The 21,174-nt window shown below is 68.5% G+C and carries 14 protein-coding genes and 4 pseudogenes; 11 read left to right on the forward strand and 7 right to left on the reverse strand.

From position 1 onward, the window contains the following. Window positions 1-1,165 precede the first annotated feature (1,165 nt). A complete protein-coding gene (locus tag ACRRSS_RS18450) occupies window positions 1,166-1,741 on the reverse strand; it encodes a hypothetical protein (RefSeq protein WP_435972215.1) in 576 nt (191 codons plus the stop codon). A gap of 1,489 nt (window positions 1,742-3,230) precedes the next feature. Here ACRRSS_RS18450 and ACRRSS_RS18455 point away from each other — a divergent pair. From ACRRSS_RS18455 to ACRRSS_RS18480, 6 genes and pseudogenes are all read left to right on the forward strand, one after another. Further along, on the forward strand, window positions 3,231-3,932 hold the full coding sequence (locus ACRRSS_RS18455) for an AAA family ATPase (protein WP_435972216.1): 702 nt from the start codon (window positions 3,231-3,233) through the stop codon (window positions 3,930-3,932). A gap of 48 nt (window positions 3,933-3,980) precedes the next feature. Further along, window positions 3,981-4,478, forward strand: a complete 498-nt coding sequence (locus ACRRSS_RS18460; RefSeq protein WP_435972217.1) for a hypothetical protein — start codon at window positions 3,981-3,983, stop codon at window positions 4,476-4,478. After that, window positions 4,468-5,706, forward strand: a complete 1,239-nt coding sequence (locus ACRRSS_RS18465) for a Mu transposase C-terminal domain-containing protein (RefSeq protein ID WP_435972218.1) — start codon at window positions 4,468-4,470, stop codon at window positions 5,704-5,706. The genes ACRRSS_RS18460 and ACRRSS_RS18465 overlap by 11 nt, the downstream gene beginning before the upstream one ends. Next, window positions 5,703-6,461, forward strand: coding sequence for an AAA family ATPase (locus ACRRSS_RS18470; protein WP_435972219.1), 759 nt, complete (start codon window positions 5,703-5,705; stop codon window positions 6,459-6,461). The genes ACRRSS_RS18465 and ACRRSS_RS18470 overlap by 4 nt, the downstream gene beginning before the upstream one ends. A 1,015-nt stretch (window positions 6,462-7,476) precedes the next feature. After that, window positions 7,477-8,231, forward strand: a pseudogene (locus tag ACRRSS_RS18475) (IS5 family transposase). Window positions 8,232-8,260: 29 nt separating this feature from the next. Continuing rightward, a complete protein-coding gene (locus ACRRSS_RS18480; RefSeq protein ID WP_435972220.1) occupies window positions 8,261-8,653 on the forward strand; it encodes a hypothetical protein in 393 nt (130 codons plus the stop codon). A gap of 2,262 nt (window positions 8,654-10,915) precedes the next feature. Here the strand turns inward: ACRRSS_RS18480 and ACRRSS_RS18485 are convergent. After that, the gene (locus tag ACRRSS_RS18485) at window positions 10,916-11,182 is read right to left on the reverse strand and encodes a hypothetical protein (RefSeq protein WP_435972221.1); all 267 of its coding nucleotides are present in this window, start codon (window positions 11,180-11,182) and stop codon (window positions 10,916-10,918) included. A 61-nt stretch (window positions 11,183-11,243) separates the two neighbouring features. Between ACRRSS_RS18485 and ACRRSS_RS18490 the strand changes: the two are divergent. Next, window positions 11,244-11,589, forward strand: a pseudogene (locus ACRRSS_RS18490) (transposase); the annotation flags it as partial. Window positions 11,590-11,619: 30 nt separating this feature from the next. Here the strand turns inward: ACRRSS_RS18490 and ACRRSS_RS18495 are convergent. The 5 genes from ACRRSS_RS18495 to ACRRSS_RS18515 form a co-directional block, all read right to left on the reverse strand. Beyond that, a complete protein-coding gene (locus tag ACRRSS_RS18495; protein ID WP_435972222.1) occupies window positions 11,620-12,060 on the reverse strand; it encodes a nuclear transport factor 2 family protein in 441 nt (146 codons plus the stop codon). A gap of 342 nt (window positions 12,061-12,402) precedes the next feature. Beyond that, window positions 12,403-12,891 (reverse strand): carboxymuconolactone decarboxylase family protein, encoded by a 489-nt coding sequence (locus ACRRSS_RS18500; protein WP_435972223.1) that lies wholly within the window; start codon window positions 12,889-12,891, stop codon window positions 12,403-12,405. A gap of 205 nt (window positions 12,892-13,096) precedes the next feature. After that, window positions 13,097-14,482 carry a serine hydrolase domain-containing protein gene (locus ACRRSS_RS18505; protein WP_435972224.1) on the reverse strand — a complete coding sequence of 462 codons (1,386 nt, stop codon included), beginning with the start codon at window positions 14,480-14,482 and terminating at the stop codon, window positions 13,097-13,099. Window positions 14,483-14,679: 197 nt separating this feature from the next. Continuing rightward, a complete protein-coding gene (locus ACRRSS_RS18510; protein ID WP_435972225.1) occupies window positions 14,680-15,369 on the reverse strand; it encodes a TetR/AcrR family transcriptional regulator in 690 nt (229 codons plus the stop codon). 768 nt (window positions 15,370-16,137) lie between these two features. Beyond that, window positions 16,138-18,717 (reverse strand): FG-GAP repeat domain-containing protein, encoded by a 2,580-nt coding sequence (locus ACRRSS_RS18515; protein ID WP_435972226.1) that lies wholly within the window; start codon window positions 18,715-18,717, stop codon window positions 16,138-16,140. A 620-nt stretch (window positions 18,718-19,337) separates the two neighbouring features. Here ACRRSS_RS18515 and ACRRSS_RS18520 point away from each other — a divergent pair. The 4 genes and pseudogenes from ACRRSS_RS18520 to ACRRSS_RS18535 all read left to right on the forward strand — a co-directional run bounded on the left by ACRRSS_RS18520 (window position 19,338) and on the right by ACRRSS_RS18535 (window position 20,971). Further along, complete coding sequence (locus tag ACRRSS_RS18520) at window positions 19,338-20,042, forward strand: TetR/AcrR family transcriptional regulator (protein ID WP_435972227.1); 705 nt, start codon at window positions 19,338-19,340, stop codon at window positions 20,040-20,042. A gap of 26 nt (window positions 20,043-20,068) precedes the next feature. Beyond that, window positions 20,069-20,312 (forward strand): annotated as a pseudogene (locus ACRRSS_RS18525) (IS5 family transposase); the annotation flags it as partial. 195 nt (window positions 20,313-20,507) lie between these two features. Then, window positions 20,508-20,579, forward strand: a pseudogene (locus ACRRSS_RS18530) (hypothetical protein); the annotation flags it as partial. Window positions 20,580-20,617: 38 nt separating this feature from the next. Beyond that, entirely contained in the window at window positions 20,618-20,971 is a 354-nt protein-coding gene (locus ACRRSS_RS18535) for a transposase (RefSeq protein ID WP_435972228.1), read from the forward strand. Window positions 20,972-21,174: the final 203 nt, after the last annotated feature.

Genomic DNA, 21,174 nt, shown 5'->3' on the forward strand with positions numbered 1-21,174 from the left:
TCTTCACCGGTGTGGTGCCGTCTGCGGCGGACGGCTCCTGCCGCAGGCGTCGTTCAGTCTGTTCGGTGCCAGGGAACTTGGGCCGATTGCCACCGAAGTGGTCCTCGGCCGGTTCGTGCCGGAGCTCCCGGGCGGCAGCGGGATCCGGCCTGGTGCTCGCCGGGGCCTGCCGCGTTCGGTGGACTCGGTTCAGCCGCGGCAGTCGCAGCCTGGTGGGCAACCGCATGCGTCGCTCTGCTCGGCACCGGCGGACAGATGGTCGTGCCGATGACGCTATGACGGTCGGGATGTACACCACCCGAACGCGCTCGTCTCGGGACTCCCTCTCTAGCTTGCCCTCGGCCCTCGCCGCTGACCCGTCGAGGGAGAGACAATCGCAGCGGCGAGGACTTGACTCGGCGTCGTGGTGATGGGCACGGCAGGACGTCGACTCGGCGACGGCCGGAAAGACGCGGTTAGTACCACCGGTCCATGACTTCGCATTGTCCGGCGTGTTCGCGTTCATGACGAATGGAGATGCCGATGACTGTGGTCAGTGACAGCGCGACGGAGGAGGAGCTTGCTGAGAGTTTGCTGGAGGGGGTGGTGAATGAGCCGATGCGGGCCGCGACGAAGTTACTGGGGGCTCACAGCGACGGTTACTGGCTGCGGCGTCTCATCCATGACCAGGAACTGGCGGCCGCGGTCGACCATCCGGTGATCGACTTCTCCGCCCGGTATCCGGCGGTCGACTGGGACGGCGTCGGCCACCTCCTGAAGACCCCGACGTGGTCCCAGGGGGCCTCCAGGAGCCAAGGCGGCCGTGCTGCGGTTCGCCGCGTCTCTCGTGAGCCGGTGCCCCGTGCAGCTCGGCAGGGTGACCCACGCGCTGGGCGACGCCGAATTCCAGCTCCTTCTGACGGTCTTGGAAGAGGCTTCGTACGGCGACCCCCGCGGAGCTGCACGGGGGCTCGTGGCGGCACCACAGCACCTGGCAAGCGGATGATGCGGGTTCTCTGTGCGCCGTGTGTGCTTGGAAGATCGGACGATGGGGGCGTATGAAGGCCCGGTGAGTCGGCCCGGGGGGCGAAGAACCTCGGGTCGGCCACCTTGAGCAGACCGGTCCGCAAAAAGCAGATGTCTAGGGCACGACCCTCGACCCTCGATCGTCGGCCGACGTGATGGCTCAGGAGTAGGTCATGGGACAGCCGTATCGCATGGAGTACTGCGCGGCGCGCAGGTAGAGAGCCACGTAGAAGGCCGCGTCCCGGTCCTCTGCCCACGGTCCCGGCCGCGCCCGGGCGGTTCGTTCCACCCCGCCCTCCAGGAACCACATGCTGAGTGTGAGGTTCTCGTCCGTCGGTATCGCGTCCACGGGCAGTTCGACGACGCGGGCGAGACGCTCGGCCAGGGCGAGCACCTGCGGGGCCCCGGCGACCACGGTCTCTTCGCCGGAGTACGCGGTGCCGACAGGAAGGACGATCTCCTCCTCCAGTGCGAAGGGCATGAGCACGCTCCAGTCGAGGAGTGCCGACAGCTCCGCATCGGTCAGCCGCGTCCTGCACAGCGCCACGAAGCCGTCCATGGACGGGCTGACCTTTTCCTCGAACCAGCCCGGCGCCTCCCCTGCGGCCTGCAGCTCGTAAGGGGGCAGCCCGCGCCGCTTCAGCTCGGTGTTCAACGCGGCGGCGACGTCCCCGTACCCGTCCTCCCCGGGCTGTGACCAGTCCTGCGCGGTGACGCTCACCAGATAGACACCCATGGTCGCAACGTACCGGCCGCCACCGACAACATCCCTGGCCTCCTGCGACATCCAGCGGGGCAAGCCGCGCAGCAGGATCACCACGCCCCAATGCTGCGACGGCCCGGGTGGCGTCGGCGTCCAGCGCCTCCACGGTGGCCCGGGACCACGGGCAGGACGACGCGTCCGGGGCCGGGATCAGGAGCCGGTGTGCCGGGCCCGCCGGAAGGCGGCTGCGGGCACCTTCAGGCGCTTGGCGCCCTGTCCGCATGGCGCGCGACGGGTCAACGGCGGCGCCCGACCGTGCCGCAGACGAGGATGTAGGGAGTCAACGGGCGCAGTTCACTTGGACCGGCCGGTGGCATCACGGCTGACATTGGCTCCGCTTGCGCTGTCCGGGCGTGGCCCTGTGTTTGCTCGGGGCGCCAGCAGTGCTTAGCCGGCTCCGACGGGCAGGGTTGCGATGCGCTGTTCCAGCCATGCCGGCAGGTCCAGGAGCCGGACTCCTTCCTGTTCGTCAGGGTCGGTCGGTGCGACCAGGCGCACCATGTCCTCGGCGCCGCTGTTGACCGGCAGGTGGGTTTTCTGGAAATCGCGGAGCGAATTCCAGCTGTGAGTGGGTGGTGTGGTGTCAGCGGGTTGGGTGGCACTGACCCCCGGCTACCTTGAAGGCCTCATGAGCTGCCTGCCTCGTGATTCTGACGCAGGGATCTTGGCTGTCATGGGGTGACCAGATGGCTGTCGTGGCCCACACAAGGGACGGAGCACACCAGACAGTCGGCTGACATGAGGATGCCCATTCCGGTGTTCCTCGCCCAACAGCCACGGTGTCCTGGAATCTATGACCGCTACACCGGCCAACGACCCGGACGCAGGCACTACGATGTCGCGACCACCCACTGCCGACATGTGGGGACTCGGCTCTCGGTCGCAGGAGCGGCGCCTGGCCCGTCGGGCCGTGGTCCACCGCCTCCTCGCGTTGGACGAGGCGGGAACCCTGGCCTCGGTCCATATCCATATTGCTGCCGAAGCTGTGGATGTGTCAGTACGAACGGTATGGCGCTGGCTGGCCACCGCCCGCCAGGCCCGGGACTCCCCGGCCCACCGGCACAATGCCTTCACGCTGGACGAGGCGTTATGGACCCGCCTCGAGGAACTCGGCGGCAACGTCTCCGAACTGCACCGTCAACTAACCACCCACACCACCATGGTCACCCGACCCGCCACGCTCCCCTCGCTGGCAACGATGCACCGCGCCGTACGCGCCGATCTCCGGGCGGGCCGAGTCCTTCAGGTACTCAGCCCGTCCCACGCACGGAAGACCCCGGAGCGCTACGACCAAGCACTGGCAGAACTGGCGTTGCCGGGCACTACCCCTGTAACCGGCCGTGCCCGTCCATCGGCCATCCCCGAACCCGCCGACGTGGCCGGCCCATCCTCCACGCCCACCCCAACACCGCCCTCTGCGCCCATGGCCGGCGCACGCCTGTACACACCAGGCGCGCATGTGGTGCCAACCCGGCAGCTGGGCGGAGTGACCGAAGCCGTCACCCACACGATCGCCGCCCGCGGCATCATCTGCATCTACCGGGATCCCGGGCACGGCAAGACAATCGCGGTCGACGAGGCCCTGCGCCTGCTACCCCGCCGTATTCCAGTGCACCGCGCGCTCGTCGCGGTCAAGCCCGCCCTGCCGCAGCTGCGTGCCGCGCTCCTCACCGCGTTCGGCTTCCCCGCCCAGTCACTGGCACACCGGGCCGACCTCGCCGACCGAGTCCTGACAGATGCCCTCAAAGACCCCGGCGTACTGCTGATCGACGACGTCCAGCGGATCGCCGCACCCGAGCTGGACTACCTACGCCTCCTCATGGACGCACCCGCCACTCAGACATCCCTCCTGCTGTGCGGGACCGGCGCCGAACGCACCCTCGCCCGCGCCCCAGCGCTGGCCTCCCGGGTACTGACCTGGCACCACACCCCACGCCTCGAACCCACCCAGATCCCCACCACACTGCGCCTGTTCCACCCCCTGTGGCACTCCGCCACCCACACCGATCTGCTCCACACCGACGGGACACACGCGCGAGGGAACTTCCGCACCTGGGCGAAGATCACCTCCCACACATACGCCGCCCTGGCCCGCCACCCCCATCACACCGCGGACCGAGAGCTGCTCACCGCCGCCTGCTCCCGCCTCAGCCCCCACCCCTGACCGCGACCACCAACCGCACCCCCACCGAGGGAGTGGTAAAGGACCCAGATGGACGCAGACCTCCCTGACACCACCCCGACCGCTCCCGTCCTCGACACCATCTCGCTGACCGCTCTGCGCGCCCCGGCCGTACGCCGTCTCCTCGTGCTGCGCACCGAGCGCCGCCTCACCCGCGCTCACGTCCGCACCGCGGCCCAGTGCCTCGACGTGTCGGAACGCACCGTATGGCGATGGCTCGCGGACGCCACCACCACACCCGCCACCGCCCAACGACCAGGCGCACGCCCTACCGACCGGTTCGAGATCACCCCCCAGATCCGGGTGCTGCTGGCGTACTGGCACGGCAACGCCTCCGCGGTCCACCGTGATCTCGCCGCCCGCGCCCGAGCAGCCACCACCCCGCCGACACATCCAGAACGCACCACCCCCACCTCCACCCCGCCACCATCCAGTAAGCCCATTCCCCAGCGGCGCGCCCCACAAGGCTGTCCCGCTCCTGGACCCACTCCCGTCGCTGTCGACGTTCCTGCGCGCGGTGCGTCGTGATCTCACCGCAGGGGAGCGGGCCGGCTACCGCAAGGGCCCACAAGCCGCACGAGCCCTGGACGTGTTCGGTAAACGTTCCCGTACCTGGCGCAACCACGTCTGGGAGACCGACCACGTCCAAGCCCCGCTACGTGTCGAAGCCGACGGCGTCCTGGTCCGCCCCCACGTCACATGGTTCATCGACTGCGCGACCAAGGCCATCACCGGCCTCGCCATCACCCCCGGCTACCCCACCCGCGCCTCGATCCTGGCCGCCCTGCGCTCCGCCGTCCTGCGCACCGAACCGTACGGACCCTTCGGAGGCCGGCCCGAACAGGTACGCATCGACCGCGGCAAAGACTTTCTCTCCCACACCGTCACCGCCGCCTTCGGCGCCCTGGGCACCACCGTCACCACCCTGCCGCCCTACAGCCCCCACCTCAAAGGCACCGTTGAGAACCTCAACCGCTGCGCGACACGGATGCTGTTCGCCGCTCTGCCCGGCTACACCCCCACACAGCCACACCGCGGCCCCGACCGACGCCTGCCCGCACCGCCTCTGTCGTTCCAGGCGTTCACCGAGCAGCTCCTCGCGTGGGTGACGTGGTGGAACACCGAACACCGCCCCACAGCCCTGAACGGCAACACCCCGCTCCAGACCTGGCAGGCCGATCCGACCCCGCTCACAGACATCCCACCCTCCGACGTGTGGTCGTTCACGCTCGAAGCCGACAGCCGCACACGCACCATCACCAGCCACGGTGTCCGTTTCAACAACCGCGACTACATCGCCGATTGGATGACCGGCCAGGCCGGCCGCGAGATCACTGTGCGCTTCATGCCCCATCACCACCACGAGATCGAAGTCTGCACACCCCACGGCCACCACCTCGGCACCGCCCACCTTGCCGACCACGCCACACCCGAGCAGCTCCACGCACTGCGCCGCACCCGCGCCCAGCGCGCCCACCGCCTGCGTGCCGAGGCCAAAGCAGCCGAGCAACTACGTCGCACCAGGTTCGCTCCTGCCACCGAGGCGACCGAAGCACGCCGCCATGACACCATCACCGCCGCCGAGGCCGCCCGCGAACTCGGCCGGCACCACCACACCGATCTGGCCGCCCTGGCACTGCCAGACCTCATCCCGCCCATGCCACCACCAGCCGCCTGGGCGACCTCCGACGCCCTCAAAGCCCACACCCGGCCCGCCAACCCACCCGGACGAGAACCCCACGAGGACACCCCGTGACCAGCCACCTTCCACCCCCACCCACCGACCAGTACGTCCACCTCCCCGAAGCCCGCCTCGTCACCACCCGCGCACTGCTCACCGCCCGGGAGAACATCGCCGACACGATCGAGGCCCGCGCGATGATGTGCGTCCACGGCGGCGCCGGCTTCGGTAAAACCGTCGCGGTCACCAGCTGTCTGCGTGAACTCGAACCCGAGGAAGACATCCGACGCATCACCTTCCACGCCCGCCCCACCACCCGCGCCGTACGCCACGAACTGTTCACCGCACTCGAACTCCCCGGCCAACCTCCGCGCTACACCGGCGAATTCGACAACCTCCTGAAAATCGCGCTCGCTACTCGGCCACTCACGATTGTCTTCGACGAAGCGCAGTGGCTCTCCAGCGACCAGCTGGAATACATCCGCTACCTCTGGGATGATCCCCGCACCCAACTCGCCGTCATTTTCGTCGGCGGAGAAGGCTGCCACGCCACCCTGCGAAAAGAACCCATGCTGTCCTCCCGCATCTTCATCTGGCAGCACTTCACCCACCTCACCCCCGCAGAAGTCCTCGACGTCATCCCGCTCTACCACCCCATCTGGACCAACGCCGACCCCGACACCATCGCCTACGCAGACCAGCACGCCGCCCACGGCAACTTCCGCAACTGGGCCCGCCTCACCAAGCACACCCACCGAGCACTCACGCGAACCGGACGCCCCCGAGCCGACCAAGAGGTACTGCGATGGGCCTTCAGCCGACTGGGATAGACACGGATCCGCCGCACCCGCCTCCACGCCCGACACGCTCCGACAGCCCAGACCCTCGGCTACGAGGCGGACATGAGCTCACGTCAGCTCACCCCAGAGGGCCTGCAGCCCCAGAAGAGGCCCGACCGCAGCCCCGCGCCGCGCATCAGCAGAGTCATGGGCCGTCTCTGCGCACACAGCCAAGCGGTGCCGGCTGCTTCAGACGTATCGGTGACAGCGGCAGGGCACATCTGCTAAAAAAGACTCACATCCCGTCAAACGCAAGCTATTGAGAATTCCAACCGGGCAATAGGGAATATCCTGCGAGGGAATTGCATTTCCTCGCGAAATATGAATTTATTCAGGTGATGCGATGAGGGAAAGCCGAAAATCAAGCGACCCCCATGCCGCAGCCAGCCGCCTTTCTGGAATTCGCGGAGCGAATTCCAGCGGGCTGGACCGCGGAGCGGGCCAACCTGTCGAATCGCGGAGCGATCCGACAGGACGTCACGGAGTGACGTCCCATCAACTGCTCTGCGGAGCAGAGCAGTTGAACCGCCGCGTAGCGGCGGCGCGTCGCGTCTGCGGAGCAGACCGCGCGCATGCGCGCGGTCTGCTCCGCAGACGCGACGCGCCGCCGCTACGCGGCGGTTCAACTGCCCTGCTCCGCAGTGCAGTTGATGGGGCGTCACTCCGTGACGCCTGGTTGGATCGCTCCGCGATCCAACCGCTGGAATTCGCTCCGCGATTTCCAGAAAAGCGGCTGGCTAGGGTGTCCCGGCTGCTCGCTTTTCGGCTTTCTGTCGATTTCTCAATTCTCACAAAATAATTCCTGTTCAGGGATCCGATTCTTTTGTCTCGAAACTACGGATCTTTAGGCTCTTCCGGATTCTCAACAGTCCCTGGTTGCGCCGAAGGTGAGTCCGTGAACCCTTTCCAACCTCTCGCGCGGGCTGGGTATTTGGCCTGACAGACGGATGAAGCCCCTGGTAGATGGGTTTTCGACCAAGAGAACCGTCTCCACCAGAGGCTTCGCATGCCGTCCGGCGTTGACGTGTCCAGCTCTGCCCTGCGCTTCCTCGCCGCCCGTCTGAAGGAACGCCGACGCGCTATCGGGACCCGATGGCGGCGCCTGAGCGCGGGCCGACAGGCCCTGCTCACTCTCGCCCACCTCCGCAATGGCCAGCCCTACGCCCAGCTCGCAGCCGGTTTCGGGATCGGCACCACCACTGTCTACCGGTACATCACCGAGGCCGTCGAACTCCTGGCCGCCCTCGCCCCCACGCTCGCCGAAGCAGTACGGGCCGCGTCGATGAAGGCGTACTGCTCCTGGACGGGACACTTCTGCCGATCGACCGGATCGCCGCCGACCGGCCCTTCTACTCGGGCAAACACAAGAAGCACGGCATGAACGTGCAAGTCATAGCCGACCCGAGGGGCCGCCTGCTGTGGGCTTCACCGGCCCTGGCCGGAGCGGTCCACGATGTACGGGCTGCACGCGAGCACGGCATCATCGACGCTCTCGCCCAGGCCGGCATCACCTGCTGGGCGGACAAGGGCTACCAGGGCGCAGGCGGGACGGTGCGTCACCCTTTCCGAGGCCGGTGGGAGAAGTTGTCCATCGCCCAGCAGGCCGTCAACTGGTCTCAGGCCAAGATCCGGGCACTGGTCGAACAAGCCATCGCCACCATCAAGTCCTGGCGGCTCCTGCGCAAACTCCGCTGTTCAACGACCCGGATCACGAACGTCGTCCAAGCCGTCCTCACCCTCCAACTGGCTAGCTCAGACTGAGGCAGTTACCGAGCTCGTATGATCTCGCGGTGAGGATCTGGACGGAGCACCCTGCCAAGGCGGACGTCGAAGCTGTCGTTGGCCGCTACTTCAGCCTGCTCCGAGCCGGGAGGATCCCTGAGGCCGAACGGCTCATCGATCACAACCCGGTCCGTCATGTGCTCAAGTCGCTGTGGACCTCGTCCGTCGAAGCAAGCGCCGATGGGGACGAGGCGAGCGGAAGCCCTCCTGCCGACGAGTGGGAGCGGGATCTGTCCTGGCTGGGCGAACTGAATCTCGCGGACTTCCACTGGGGCCACACCGGCAGCCATGTCTACGTTGAGATCACCTACCGCTCGCAGATAATCGAGGTCGCACTGGGCTTCTGGGTCAGGTCCACCGACGCTGGCTGGGTCATCACGGGACCGGCCACGTACTGGTAGGACACGCGAAAGAGCAGCACGATCCAGGTGTTGGCGCGACCCGTCCCGCTGGCGGACCATCACATGCTGTCGATCAAGGACCCGGCCAGCCCGAGCGTCCCGCCCCGTCCCACGCGAGGCTTGTGACCTGCAACCTCAGGTTGGAAAAGGCTCCGTCTTAGCAGACGCCCCCTGTAGCTGTCGCGGGTATGCCCAAGATCGCCCGGTGGCATGGGTCTGTGTGGGAAGACGGGGAGGTGTCGAAAGCACCTGCCGGAGCCCAGCGTGAGGCTGCCGTCGAACGTCTCCTCGGTCTGGAGGCCGCCGGTGTGCTGACATCGGCTCACGTCCGCCTTGTGGCACAGGCTCTGGGCCGTTCGCAGCGGACGGTGTGGCGGTGGCTCGCCGCGGGGCGGGAAGGCCGGCACAGCCGCGTGCCTGCAAGGCGGTTCACCGTGACGGCGGAGGTACGCGCGCTGCTGGCACTGTGGAGCGGGAACGCCTCACAGGTCCATGCCGAACTCGTCGAGCGTGCCCGGACCGATCCGTCCCAGGGGGCCGGTACCGTCCCTGGCCACCCTGCACCGGGCGATACGACGAGACTGGACAGCCGGTGAGCGGGCAGGACTCCGCAACGGCGAGAAGGCGAGGCGCACTCATGATGTCTTCGCCCGTCGGCCTGCGACCCATCGCAACGCCGTGTGGGAAGGGGACCACAAGCGGGTTCCGGTCGAGGTCGATGTCGAGGGCGAGCTGGTATGCCCGTGGGTGACCTGGTTCATCGACTGCGCGACCCTCTGTCCGTCCTCGCCGACGCTCTCGGCATCAGTCCCAAGGCCGCGATGCGCAACGCCGAACGAGCCGGAACGGACTACTCGGCTTATGCGACCCTGCGCAGGCCAGCGGGCTCCGATGACTCGTGAACTCGATGGAAACAGGACCGGGCGTCGTGCTCTACGGGCAGTCGTAGCGGTGTGTGAATGGACGCCCGGGGCAGACGTGGCACTCAAAAAGGTACACACCACCCAGGTCGCCCAACATCAGGCCCGGACCCGCGGAGGGAGTGTGCCCCTCTTCGACAGGAGTCCAGGCACGCCGGGACACGGCGTCGGCTTCCGTGCTCTCCACTGTCAGCAGGTGTTCCATTCGATTCCCGCATTCGGCGCAATCCGGCCACTCTGGGTCCTGGCACCAGCCGGGGTATCCAACCAGTTTCGTCCCAGGCGCGGTGGAGAGGTGGCTCTGGTAGTCCCATCCCGTCTCCTGGTCCAGGTCCAGGAATCGGAACTCCAACTCGTCCCACATGTCGTCATGAAGGTCCCAATAGGGGTACTCCGTCACCAGCTCTGGATGCACCACACAGGGACGGGGGACATAGTTCTCCCACAGATCGGCCGGGGTTGGAGGAGTCTCCAGCACCTTGCCGACCGAGCCCGCCTTTCGCCATTTGACGTGCGGAACGACCCAACGATGGCCGCTGTGCTTCCGTGGGCACCACAGAACCTGGAGTAGATCGCACCCTTCGGGAAACGGGACGATGCCAGGAACACTGTTGCGGTAGATCTGCGCAACCGGCACCATCGGCGTCCCCTCGTGCTCGGGGCACAACGGCCAGGCCTCCTCGGCCGGCCAGAGCAGCGGGCCTCCGACCGAGCTGTCTCGGCAAGTCGGCTCACCCACACGTGGGTGAAGGCGCACGGTCTCTTTCCGGAAGGGGGCCACCTCGGGAAACAGCTGCTCAACGTCCACTGGTCGCGGCGGTGTATGGCGGGTCACGTCGACAGGCTACGAGAGGGACGGCCGTGCACGGACGCCGGTCTCACGCGTGCTACGGAGGGGGCTACTCGCCCCTCACGAATAGCCGCCATTACCAACCAATTGGTTCGTCACCTGCGGTGACGTTCTCCGGGCCGTACGTGAAGCGTCCCTGTTATCCATGGCAAGGGGGAAGCAGTACCCACCGTCGTGCAACTGCCGAGCGGGAATGCTGTTCGTTCTCAACGAGCTCAGTCGATGGCAGGCGACTGACCTGGTCGGACTAACTTCACTGAGACGGCTACTCGCGGTCCAGCTCCGCCTGCGCCCGCCGCCGGCCTGCGGCAACTGGCAGCGCGGCGCTGCTTGTCCTCCGCGTCGGCGCGGGCCTCCTGGGCGCGGTAGAGGTCGTGGCCGTCGGGGTAGTCGAGCGTCCGTCAGCGTCTGCTCGTGCGACCTCCCCAGCCGCGCCCAGCTCTGAACTCGCCGACCCCTGGGACAGCTGACCGGCCGATTCTCGTCGGTTGGCTACTCGTCATCTCTCTCGCCAGAGGTTGGCTGCACCTGCGCTTCGGCATGGCTGGCGAGGGCATCGAGAGCTTCGACAGTGCTGGTCATCAGCCGGCCGAACTGTTTGTCCGGCTGAAGCTTGTTGAGGTCGGCCTGGGTAAGGAAGGAGGGCCACTTCTTGTTCCGGGCGTGGGCCGCGCCGTTGCTCCGCAGGTTGAAGAGGAGGCGCAGCGGGCCGACGAGGGTGTCGGGGTCGCCGTCGGTCGTCCCGCCGGGCGTCGGCATCCCGATCAGCGCAGGAAGGCACGCCGTGGGCAGCACCGGTCTCAAGGGCAGGGACGTCGGGAAGGTCCGCGTCCCGCGACTTGGGCCAGGCAGGCCGCGCACCCGGCCAGATCGCGTGCGTGCCGACAAAGCCGTACGCCTCACGGAAGAACCGTGCTTATCTGCGGCGGCGCGGGATCCCCTGTTCCATCCCGGACAAGGCCGACCGGCCACGCAACCGCAAGAAACACGGCTCGCGCGGTGGCCGGCCACCGAAGTTCGACCCGCAGGACTACAATGCTCGGCACGCGGTCGAGTGCGGCATCAGCCGTCTCAAAAGACACCGCGCCGTGGCTACGCGATACGCCAAGCTCGCGGTCCGCTACGAGGCGACCGTCCTCGTCGCGGCCATCAACGAATGGCTGTGAGCAGCATCTTCGCGATTGGCCCGTGGCCCTTTACTTCTCCGCCTCGAATGCCTGAGCGACGGCCAGGCTGTCCTCGTAGACATGGTGCCGGGTGACAAGGCCGTCTTCGACGGTGAGATGCAGAGCGAACCGCGCCTTATACGCACGTCCGGTGGGCCGGGCGGTCTGACGGATTTCGCCGAGTACGACCGCGTCGCTTCCATCGATAAGGATGCGCTCGATCTCAGTCGCCACCAATTCCGGCACGTGGTACTCGGCAAGCTCACGATAGTGGGCAGCCGCGTCGGCCCGGGTGGATCGGTGACGGATCCAGGGCGTGGCAGTACGGCCGTGTTCGGCCTCCGGCCAGTCAAGCTTCCAATCACCCTGCTCGGCGTACAGCTCGGCGATGCGCTGGGGGTCGCCCTCGCCGATTCTGCGCAGCAACTCCTCAACCACAGTACGTGTGTTCGTAGGTGTGACTATGGGCATGGCTGACCTTCCGTCCTGGTCCGCGTCGTCCGACGCGGAGAGATCACCAATCTTGCAAGTGCGGCCACGCTGAGACGATTACCTGCGAAGTACGGCAAGCGTATCGCCAAGATCCACTTTCGATACACGCCCTAGCGGCGCACCCTCCGCCAGAAGGGACCGCCATGCGCGCTCCACGCTGTAACGGATCGCGCGTGCGCGATCGACGAGGCGGTCGCGTGTCCCGGCGGCCCCTACCACCAGTGCTGGCGCGCGTTGCGTGGCTGCCCGTGTGGCGGGTATTTGCCGCCCACGCCCTTGACAGGGTCCTGAGGCCCGGACCCTGTCGGACGACGTACGGGGTCAGTCCCACTGCTCGTCGGCCAGTGACGTGACCGGCTGGGGCTTGCCGATGACGGCGAGGGCGATGAAGAAGTTGATCTGGCCGATCGCGATGGTGAGGGTGGCCAGCGCCTTCTTGTCGTAGTGCTCGGCCGCCTTGGCGTACAGCTCGTCCGTGACCCGCTCCCTGCCGTGCGGGGCGGGCTGGAGGGTGGCCTCCACCAGGGCGAGGGCGGCGCGCTCAGCGTCGGTGAAGTAGGGGGCGTCCTGCCAGGACGACACGGCCGTGATGCGCTCCTCGGTCTCCCCGGCCTTGCGGAGGAAACCCGTGTTGAGGATGGTCAGGTAGGTGTTGTTGACGAGCTGTCCGGCGCGGAGGTGGATCAGGTTGATCGTGGTGCGGGGCACCGACTGGTTGCCCGTGGCCCGGAACAGGGCGGCGCTGATGTCGTTCAGCTCGGGCACGAACTCGGCGGGGTTGGACATCCGGGAGATCGAGGGGTTCGTCATGGTGTGTCTCCTTCGTGGTGGGTCTGTCGGTGTCTCTTCAATCCACTGACGGACGGGCGCTCGGGTATGTGACAGGAAAGCGGGGGCGAGTTCGCCCGTCCCGCCAGTCAGGCTCCGTGGTGGGTCCTGGACGTGGCGTGGCGGGCTGGACGCTCGTCGGTTCACCGCGCCGTTCGGTCGGTGTGCGGGAGTCGCCGGGGTCGGGTTACCGGTCGGCCGGGGTGCGGGTGAAGAGGCGGCCTGCGAGGTCGGCGCCGGTGATCGTGCCGTCGTCGTCGCGGGTGAAGAAGCCGCGCTGGCCGGCGAGGCCGCCGCTGGTGACGAGGTACTCGTCGGCGTCGCCGGGCAGCAGGCCGAGGTCGGCCGGGGGGAGGTCCGGGGGCAGCTCGGTGTCGGCGGCCGCGCGGATCTCCGGCTTGATGTCGCAGGCGATCGTCAGTTTGGTTCCGTCGGTGGCGATGGTGAGCTTCATCAGCTCGTTCTCGTAGCCGCCGACGACCTCGTGGGCGCGGGCCTGGTCGTACGGGAGTGGCTCCGGGGCCTGTTCGACGACTCCCAGGTGGTGTTCGAGGGCCCATCGGAGGGCGGCCTGGTTGAAGGCGAGGCCGGTGTCGGGGCCCGCGTTGGACAGGACGACGACCGCCAAGTCGTGTGCGGGTGCGATCAGCAGCTCGGCGAACTGGCCGTTGGCGGAGCCGCCGTGGCCCGCCGTCCGCACGCCCTCCACCTCGCGCAGGAACCAGCAGACGCCGAAGGCGTCGCCGAGTGTGGAGCCGCGCAGCTCGACGCTCTCCTGTCGCATCCGCTGTACGGCCTCGGCCGGCAGGAGGGCGGTGCCGTCCTGGGTCCGGCCGTCGCCGAGGTGGAAGCGGGCCCAGCGGAGCAGGTCCGCCACCGAGGCCGCGGCGCCCCCGCCGGGGTTGTTGGCACGGCTGTCCTTCCACCGGCGGACCACGGCCGGCTCGCCGTCGTGGCCGACGTTGTGGCCGACGGCGAAGCGCCGGGTCATGACGTCGTCGACCGAGAAGGCTGTGTGCTCCAGCCCGAGCGGCTCGAACAGCAGCGTGGCGATAGCCTGCTCGTAGGTCTGGCCGGTGACCTTCTCGATGATCCGCCCCGCCAGGTTGTACCCGATCTGGCTGTAGGAGGCGCGGGTGCCGGGCTGTGCGATCAGCTCCGAGTCGGCCATGTGGGCCACGTAGGCGGCCAGGGCGTCGTCCCCCTCCCCGGTGTCGACCGCCATCCGCCAGTCCAGTCCGGCGGTGTGGTTGAGCAGCTGGAACACGGTGATCTCCGCGGCGGCCTGCTCGTCGGGGAGTGTCAGCTCGGGGACGTAACGGCGGACCGGCGCGTCCAGGTCGACCCGGCCGCTCGCCGCCAGGCGCATCAGCGCGGTCGCCGTGTAGGTCTTGCTGACGGAGCCCAGCAGGAACAGCGTCCGTTCGTCGACGGGCAGCGCGTGGTCCACGCTGGTCACCCCGTGGCAGGCGTACGTCTCCTGTCCGGCGGCCCAGACGCCGACGGCGGCGCCCGGCAGGCCGTACTCCTCCGCCGTCTTCGCGACGAAGGCGGCCAGCGAGTTCTGCGACATGACATCTCCCCCTCTTGAACTCGGCGCGCGCCACACCCAATGGCAGCGTCACCCCCAGCTACTTGCACTGTGTTCAAGTGGAACGCTACGCGAGACTTGTACGCTGTGCAAGTAGTTCTCGGCCTTCCCCCCGGCCCCACTCGGGCGCCCATGCGAAAGGCCCGGGTCGCCGACCCGGGCCCCGAACCGGAAGTCCGTCAGCCCGCCTGGCCGGGCAGTCCTGCCGCCAGGCCGGACAGCAGTGCCCCGAGCCCGAACTCGAAGCTCTCGTCCGGGGCTTCGGCGTAACCGGCGGACGAGTCGGCGGCGGAGTCGATCCGGGCCCGCAGCCGGGGGAACCCGGCTGCGGCCTCGACCGCCTCCTTCATCACCGCGCCGAACACCTCCGCGGGGTCGCCGCCCTCGCGCTCGATCCGGCGGGTGAGGGAGGTGGTGGCGGCGGTCGGCGCGGCGTTGCCGAGTACATAGGTGAAGACGGCGGCGGCCGCCAGGTCGGCCTGCGGGCCGACGAAGCCCGCCTTCTCGTACACGGCGAGGTTGTGGTCGTCGTGGCGGGCCTTTCCGGCGCCGTGGAAGAGGTGGGTCGCGAACGCCTGTACCAGCCAGGGGTGGCGGGTGAACATCGTGTACAGGTCGCCGGCCATCGTGGTGGCCGCGGTGCGCCAGTCCACCGCGTCGAGGTCGGGGAGGCGGATCTCGTCCCAGACCCGGTCCCCGGCGAGCACGAGCAGGTCGTCCTTGTTCTTGACGTGCCAGTAGACGGCGGTGGCGGCGGAGTTGAGCCGCTTACCCAGGGCGCGCATGTTGAGGCCTTCCAGACCCTCGGCGTCGAGCAGCTCGACGGCGGTCCGGATGATCTGCTCGCGGGTCAGCGTGTCACGTGGCATGGCTCTCACGATAAGGCTGGACGAGCGTCTCGTACAAAGTTCAAGGCGCCTCTTGGGCATTGTTCAAGTCGAGCCCTCCAGTTCTCGGCATCGGGACCTGAACATCGCAAGAGTCTCGGCGCAGCCGGCTTTGCCGCCCTCTGTCAGAAGAGGTGCGTGCAAACGCTCGCCGCCGTCGCCAAGGCCGCCGCCGTCCGAACTGGAGCGCCAAGGTATCCGCCCCGCCGTCCCGAGCTTCCTGAGATAGTGGTGGATCAGTTCTCCGGGGCGGTCGCTTTGGCACGCCTGCGGCGGCGGTGAGTGGCACGGTGTCACCGTCCTGGGTGTCGCCCACGCCTCCGTCCACCGCCTCCCGGCAGGGGCCCCGTCCTCAGTGGTCCGCACAGGGCCGGGCTGGTGGCCTCGCAGGGCAGCGCGGCGTCGGGGTCGCCAGGATCGAGGACGTCGTCGTTCTTGCCGTTCGCCGTTGTAGTCGTCGCCGGTAGTGGTGAGGGAGGCGCCGATCTTGCCGTAGAACGGCAGTCCGGCGGTCGTGTTCATGGTCAGCCGACCGTAGTGCTTCGTGGCCGCGGACGCGGGCGGACATGGGCCCTTGGCGCCGATGCGGAGTGCTGGGCGTGCGGCGCGCCGGCGAGCAGCCCCCTGGGTCTTGATGGTGAGGGTCGCCTCGTGCCCCTTGAGATGACCGTCACCGTGCCCGGGCAGATGGACCTGGTGCGACCGATTCCGGGGGCCGGTCGGTCGCACCACTTCCTGATCGGTCGGGTATTAGTGGACGCTGTTGTAGACCTGCCAGCCGGTGGCGAGCTTGGTGCGAGCCTCGAAGGTGCCCTTGCCAGTGCCGTTCCAGCGCCAGATGGTCCCCGCGCTGTCGCGGGCCAGGAGGTCGGCGCGGCCGTCGCCGGTGAGGTCTCCGGGGACGACGAGGGTGGTGTAGGAGGGGCTGAAGTCCTCGGCCACCAGGGTTCGGGCCGCGAACGTGCCGGTCCCAGTGCCGTTCATCCGCCACAGCTCGTTCGAGGCGTCCTGCAGGAGGAGGTCACCGATCCCGTCACCGGTGAGGTCACCGGCCCCGACGATCTTCTTGTACCCCTTGAACGCCGTGCCCAGCGACACCCTCGGGGACAGGATCCCCGTGCTCGTGGTCGTGTACAGGTACAGGCCGCCGGTCTTGGGGTCGCGGGCGACCAGGTCGGGGCGGCTGTCCTTGTTGACGTCGCCGACCGCCGTGAGGACGTCGTAGGCGTTCCAGCCCTTGCCCAGCACCTTGTGCTGGGTGGTGGGCTTGAGGGCGGCGCCGCAGGCCGGGGTGTAAAGGCGCATCTCGCCGGTGGCCAGGCGCACGAGGGTGTCGTTGCAGCGGTCGCCGCTGGTGTCGCCGAAGGGGACGGGGCGGAAGCCCGCCGGCCAGCCCGTGGACGTGCTGCTGCCGCTGAAGTTGCCGGTGGCCCGGTTGCCGTACGCGATGCGGAGGGAGCCGGAGGCGGTGGTCTGGAAGAAGTCCCCGGTCCCGTCCGGGGTTGCGGTACCCGAGCCGTAGTCCCGGTCGACCGCAGCACCGCCGCGCACGGAGACCGTACCTCGGGCCAGGACCACCGGATCTGACGCCAACTCGGTACCGGCGAATGCCAGTTCCCAGCCGAGCGGGCCGTTGGGGGCCGGGCGGGCGGCGGAGGTCTGGCCGTCCCAGCGCGGCCGGACCGGCTCACCGGCGGCGGCAGTACCGGATTGGGTCCGGATGGTGCGGCCCGCCGGGTCCTTCAGCGTCAGGGCCCATCTGACCGCCTGGTTCGCGGTCCACGACGGGTCCCAGGCAGGGCCCGTACCGCCGACGACGGCCGTGGCGCGCACGTTTGAACCGGTCAGCGCGGCAGCGGGCTCGGTGCTCGTGCGGGCCGCGAGCAGTTGGTCGGCCCGCTCCATCTCGCCGCCGACCAGCAGGGCCGCGCCCGCACCGTCCGCGCCGACGGCGATCTCGGCGAAACGGTTCCCCGTCACATCGCGGTTCTGGCTCAGCCGGACGGGCGCGGTCCAGGCTCCGGTCCTCGGGTTGCGGGCTGTCTCCATGGGGACGAGGTCCGCGCTCCCGGAACCGGGGAGGGTCTGCGACCACGTCGCGCGCAGGGTGCCGTCCGTGCCGATGGCGGCGCCGTAGCGGGAGGGCGACTTGGTGCCGAGGCTGGTGGAGATGTTGATCGGTGTGGACCAGCTGGAGTCCGTGCGGCCCAGCGCGGAAGCATAAAGGGGGGTCCTGGAGGCGTCGGCCGTCGGGTGGAGCCAGACCAGGGTGACGGTTCCGTCCGGAGAGACCAGCGGCTTCGGGGTGCGCCAGTAGAAGCCGGCATGTCCGTTGGTAAAAACCTTGAGCTGCGGGCCCCATGCCGCGGAGCCCGGAGCGCGCACGCTCGCGTACACGGAAGTACTGCGCTTGCCGTCCGCATCCGGCTGGTCCACCCGCCAGGCGATGGCCGTGGTGCCGTCCGGGCCTGTGCTCAGCTCGGGCTGGCTGACGCCTTCGATGGAGGGCGTCAGCGGAACCGGCTCGCTCCACGCGGTGCCGGATACGGACCGGGTGACCGTCTCCAGGCGATTGGCCGTCTCGCCGGGGCCGGCCGCACGGATGTAGGCGACCACCACGGAACCGGTGGCGTCCACGGTCACATCGGGGTCCTTCAGGACGTCTTGTGGCGAGACGGCCGCAGCGACCTCGGCCGTCCCTCCCCAGGTGCCGTCCGCGCCGCGGACAGCGGCGGAGATCTCGGCCGGTGCGCGGCCCTCCGGTCCGCCCGACCACGCGACGGCGAAGGAACCGTCGGAGCCCGCAGCCCCGCGCAGCCTGCCGATCTTCACGCCCGCCGAGACGGGCAGCAGCTCGACGGGCGCGGACCAGGCCAGGGTCCTGGTGTTCACGGTGGCCGCCACGACGCGGGCCTCCAGGCCACTCCCCTTGTTGGCGTCGTGGTGCGGGGACTCCGCCCACAGGGCCATGACCTCGTCACCGGATCCGGCGACCAGCTGGATCTCGCCCCTGGCCGTGGGCATGTGGGAGAGCCTCTGCGGAGCGCTCCAGGTACTGCTCTTCGGGCCGCGTACGGCCATGTACAGGCTGTAGGTCCAGGGGATTCCGCCTTCCGCGTCCTTCCACAGGGCCACCGCGGAGCCGTCGGAGGCGACGACGATCTGCTGCCGCCCCACGAAGCTGACGATCCGGTCGCTGACGGGCCGCGCCTGGTTCCACGGCGGGAGCTGCCCCGGGGCCACCGCGGCGGCGGGTACGGCTGAGGCGGGCAGGGCCGGGACCGCGGAGGCCAGTGGCACTCCGAGTCCGACGCCGGTCAGTGTGCCCACGATGGTCACCGCGACGGCCAGCCGGCCTCGCGTTCCCCTGTATACGCCCATCAGGCAGGTTCCCTTCCCCTACGACTTATATCGATCACCGGTTCGACTCACAGGTCTCCCGGACGGTTGTGCGCGGATTGACTCCGCCAGATGTTCCAGCCGACTGCCGGCCCCCAGCGCTCAGGCCGTCTCCCCCGTGGACGGCCTGAGCGGACACGCGACGGATGCCCTGGTCCGGGAAGTCCGTCGCGTGCTGGCAGCGGGGGTTGCGTGCAGCTCGCCCCCGCAGCCCTCGACGGTCCGCGCCGCTGACGTCGGTTCGCGGCGGCCTGGTGCCACAGTCACCTGGCCGGCGGCCGGACGGCGGGGGTGTCGGCGCGCGGGAGGCCGGGACCTCCACCACATGCGGCCGACATCGCCGCACCTGACGTTCCGGCACAGGCCGGAGAAGGTGTCGTGCACGCCGATGCGCACAATGTACGCACCTGTGTACGCAGTGCGCAACAAGGTTTCGGTGGGATGGTCCGAGGCTCATCGGCAAGCTGTTGCGGCAGGTGAGGGCGGTCCTCACAGTGCTTGTACTCTCGATGCGTACATCGTGCGCAGCACTGGCGTTGGAGGAACCACCCGTGGCAGCAAAGTCCCGTTCCGTGCCGTCCGTCTGGGCGCGTTCGCAGCCCGCGCCGCGCCAGATGAACCTGAGCCGGGAGATGATCGTCCGGGAGACGGTCCTGATGCTGGACGCGGAGGGGACCGAGGCGCTGACGATGCGCAAGCTCGGAACCCGTTTGAACGCGGGTGCCACGTCGGCTTACCGGCACGTGGCGAACAAGGACGAGCTGCTGGAACTGGCCGTGGACGAGGTGCTGGGTGAAGTGGTCGTCCCGGAGGCGCAGGACGGTGCGGGCGGTGAGGGGGCTGACTGGCGGGCGGCTGTGTCAGCGTGCGCGCAGTCCTTCCGGGCGACGGCGCTCCGCCATCCCTGGCTGTGTGCCGAACTCGGAAGGGCGGGCCTGGTCTACCAGGGGCCGAACCTGTCCGCGCTCTCCGCGGGACTGACAGGTCTCTTCGAGAGCATCGGCCTGTCCGACGTGCCTGGTGCGATCGACGCCGTGTTCTCCTACGCCATCGGCATGAGCACCACCGAGTCCGCCTGGCTCTCCACCGTGGCCGCCTCCGGACTCACCGAGACCGAATTCCTCACCCAAATCCTCCACACACCCGAAACCTCCGAGGAACACCACCGACTCGTCCAGGACCCCGTCGCCGTCCGCGACCAAAAGTTCACCGCCGGACTCGACATCTTCCTCGACGGACTCAGCACCCGCCTTTAGCAACACCATGCACAGCGAGCGGTTACGCCCTCCGCGGCTACCGCACCACGGTCATCGACCACGGCGCCCGCCTCGGCATCAACGTCGAAGTCCCCCACCGCGACCCTGCCCAGAAGGGCTTCAAGGTGATTCGCGGCACCCGGTCGTCGAGCGGACCTTCGGCTGGCTCACGCATCACCGCCGCCCCGCCCGCGAATACGAAGCCCACTCCACCGCCCCGAAGCCATGATCGACCAGACGAGCCGCAGGCTCACCCGAGAAATCCACCCCGAAACGGACCTCCTCCAGAACCGGTTTGAACTGGGCACAGTCCGCCCGCTGACCTGGGGTGACGATGAGAGACAGCGGGCGGCAGCGGCCGTCCGCACACTGGTGGAACCTGGTGGTGACCCCGCCGCGCGAACGGACCAGGCCCTCGCCTCCCGCACCACCGGCCGTACCTGGGGCGAGAAGGGGAAGACCCCCGTGGTACGGCGGAGCGGCAACCGGTTCTCGGTGAACGCGATGTCGGCAATCAGTACCAAGGGCCGGATGCACTTCATGGTCTTCACCGAGAGCTTCACCGCCGAGGTGATGTGCCGCTTCCTGGACCGCTCGCCGGCCACTTCGACCACAAGGTCCATCTCGTGGTCGACGGGCACTCCGCCCACCGCTCCAGGAAGGTCCGCGACTGGCTCGCCGCCCACCCCGACGATGTCGAACTGCACTTCCTGCCGCCGTACTCGCCCGAGCTGAACCCCGACGAGCTGGTCAACGCGGACCTCAAGCACAGCCTGCCCAAGCAGCACCGGGCCCGCGATCAGGCCGAACTCGCCGCCGAGACCCGCCGCTTCTTCCGCAGACGCCAGCGTCAGCCACACATCGTCCGCGGCTACTTCGGCGGACCGCACGTCCGCTACACCCTGGACGAGAACCCCATGAGTTTCTGATCAATACCTCACTTGACAAGCCCTTCGACAGCGAGATTCGGTGCGTGGGGCACACGTCGGCTCAGAGATCGCCCGGGCAGGTCTTGGCGTGCACGAGCTCGTCGAGTAGGGGCGAGGCATCGCGCAGTTCGGGTCGATGCCGGGTCGGGGCGTGTGAGGTTTCGGCGGCCTGTCCTGGTGTCAGGCGCACCCGGTCTGCCGGG

Origin of the sequence: Streptomyces sp. Qhu_M48, from assembly GCF_051305195.1 — a bacterium.
Classification (GTDB): Bacteria; Actinomycetota; Actinomycetes; order Streptomycetales; family Streptomycetaceae; genus Streptomyces.

Excerpts from the sequence above, each read along its gene's own strand:
- ACRRSS_RS18450 (WP_435972215.1), bottom strand. The coding sequence starts at position 1,741 with ATGGGTGTCTATCTGGTGAGCGTCACCGCGCAGGACTGGTCACAGCCC.
- ACRRSS_RS18460 (WP_435972217.1), top strand. The coding sequence starts at position 3,981 with ATGGACGCAGACCTCCCTGACACCACCCCGACCGCTCCCGTCCTCGAC.
- ACRRSS_RS18500 (WP_435972223.1), bottom strand. The coding sequence starts at position 12,891 with ATGACGAACCCCTCGATCTCCCGGATGTCCAACCCCGCCGAGTTCGTG.
- ACRRSS_RS18505 (WP_435972224.1), bottom strand. The coding sequence starts at position 14,482 with ATGTCGCAGAACTCGCTGGCCGCCTTCGTCGCGAAGACGGCGGAGGAG.
- ACRRSS_RS18485 (WP_435972221.1), bottom strand. The coding sequence starts at position 11,182 with ATGCCGACGCCCGGCGGGACGACCGACGGCGACCCCGACACCCTCGTC.
- ACRRSS_RS18495 (WP_435972222.1), bottom strand. The coding sequence starts at position 12,060 with ATGCCCATAGTCACACCTACGAACACACGTACTGTGGTTGAGGAGTTG.
- ACRRSS_RS18510 (WP_435972225.1), bottom strand. The coding sequence starts at position 15,369 with ATGCCACGTGACACGCTGACCCGCGAGCAGATCATCCGGACCGCCGTC.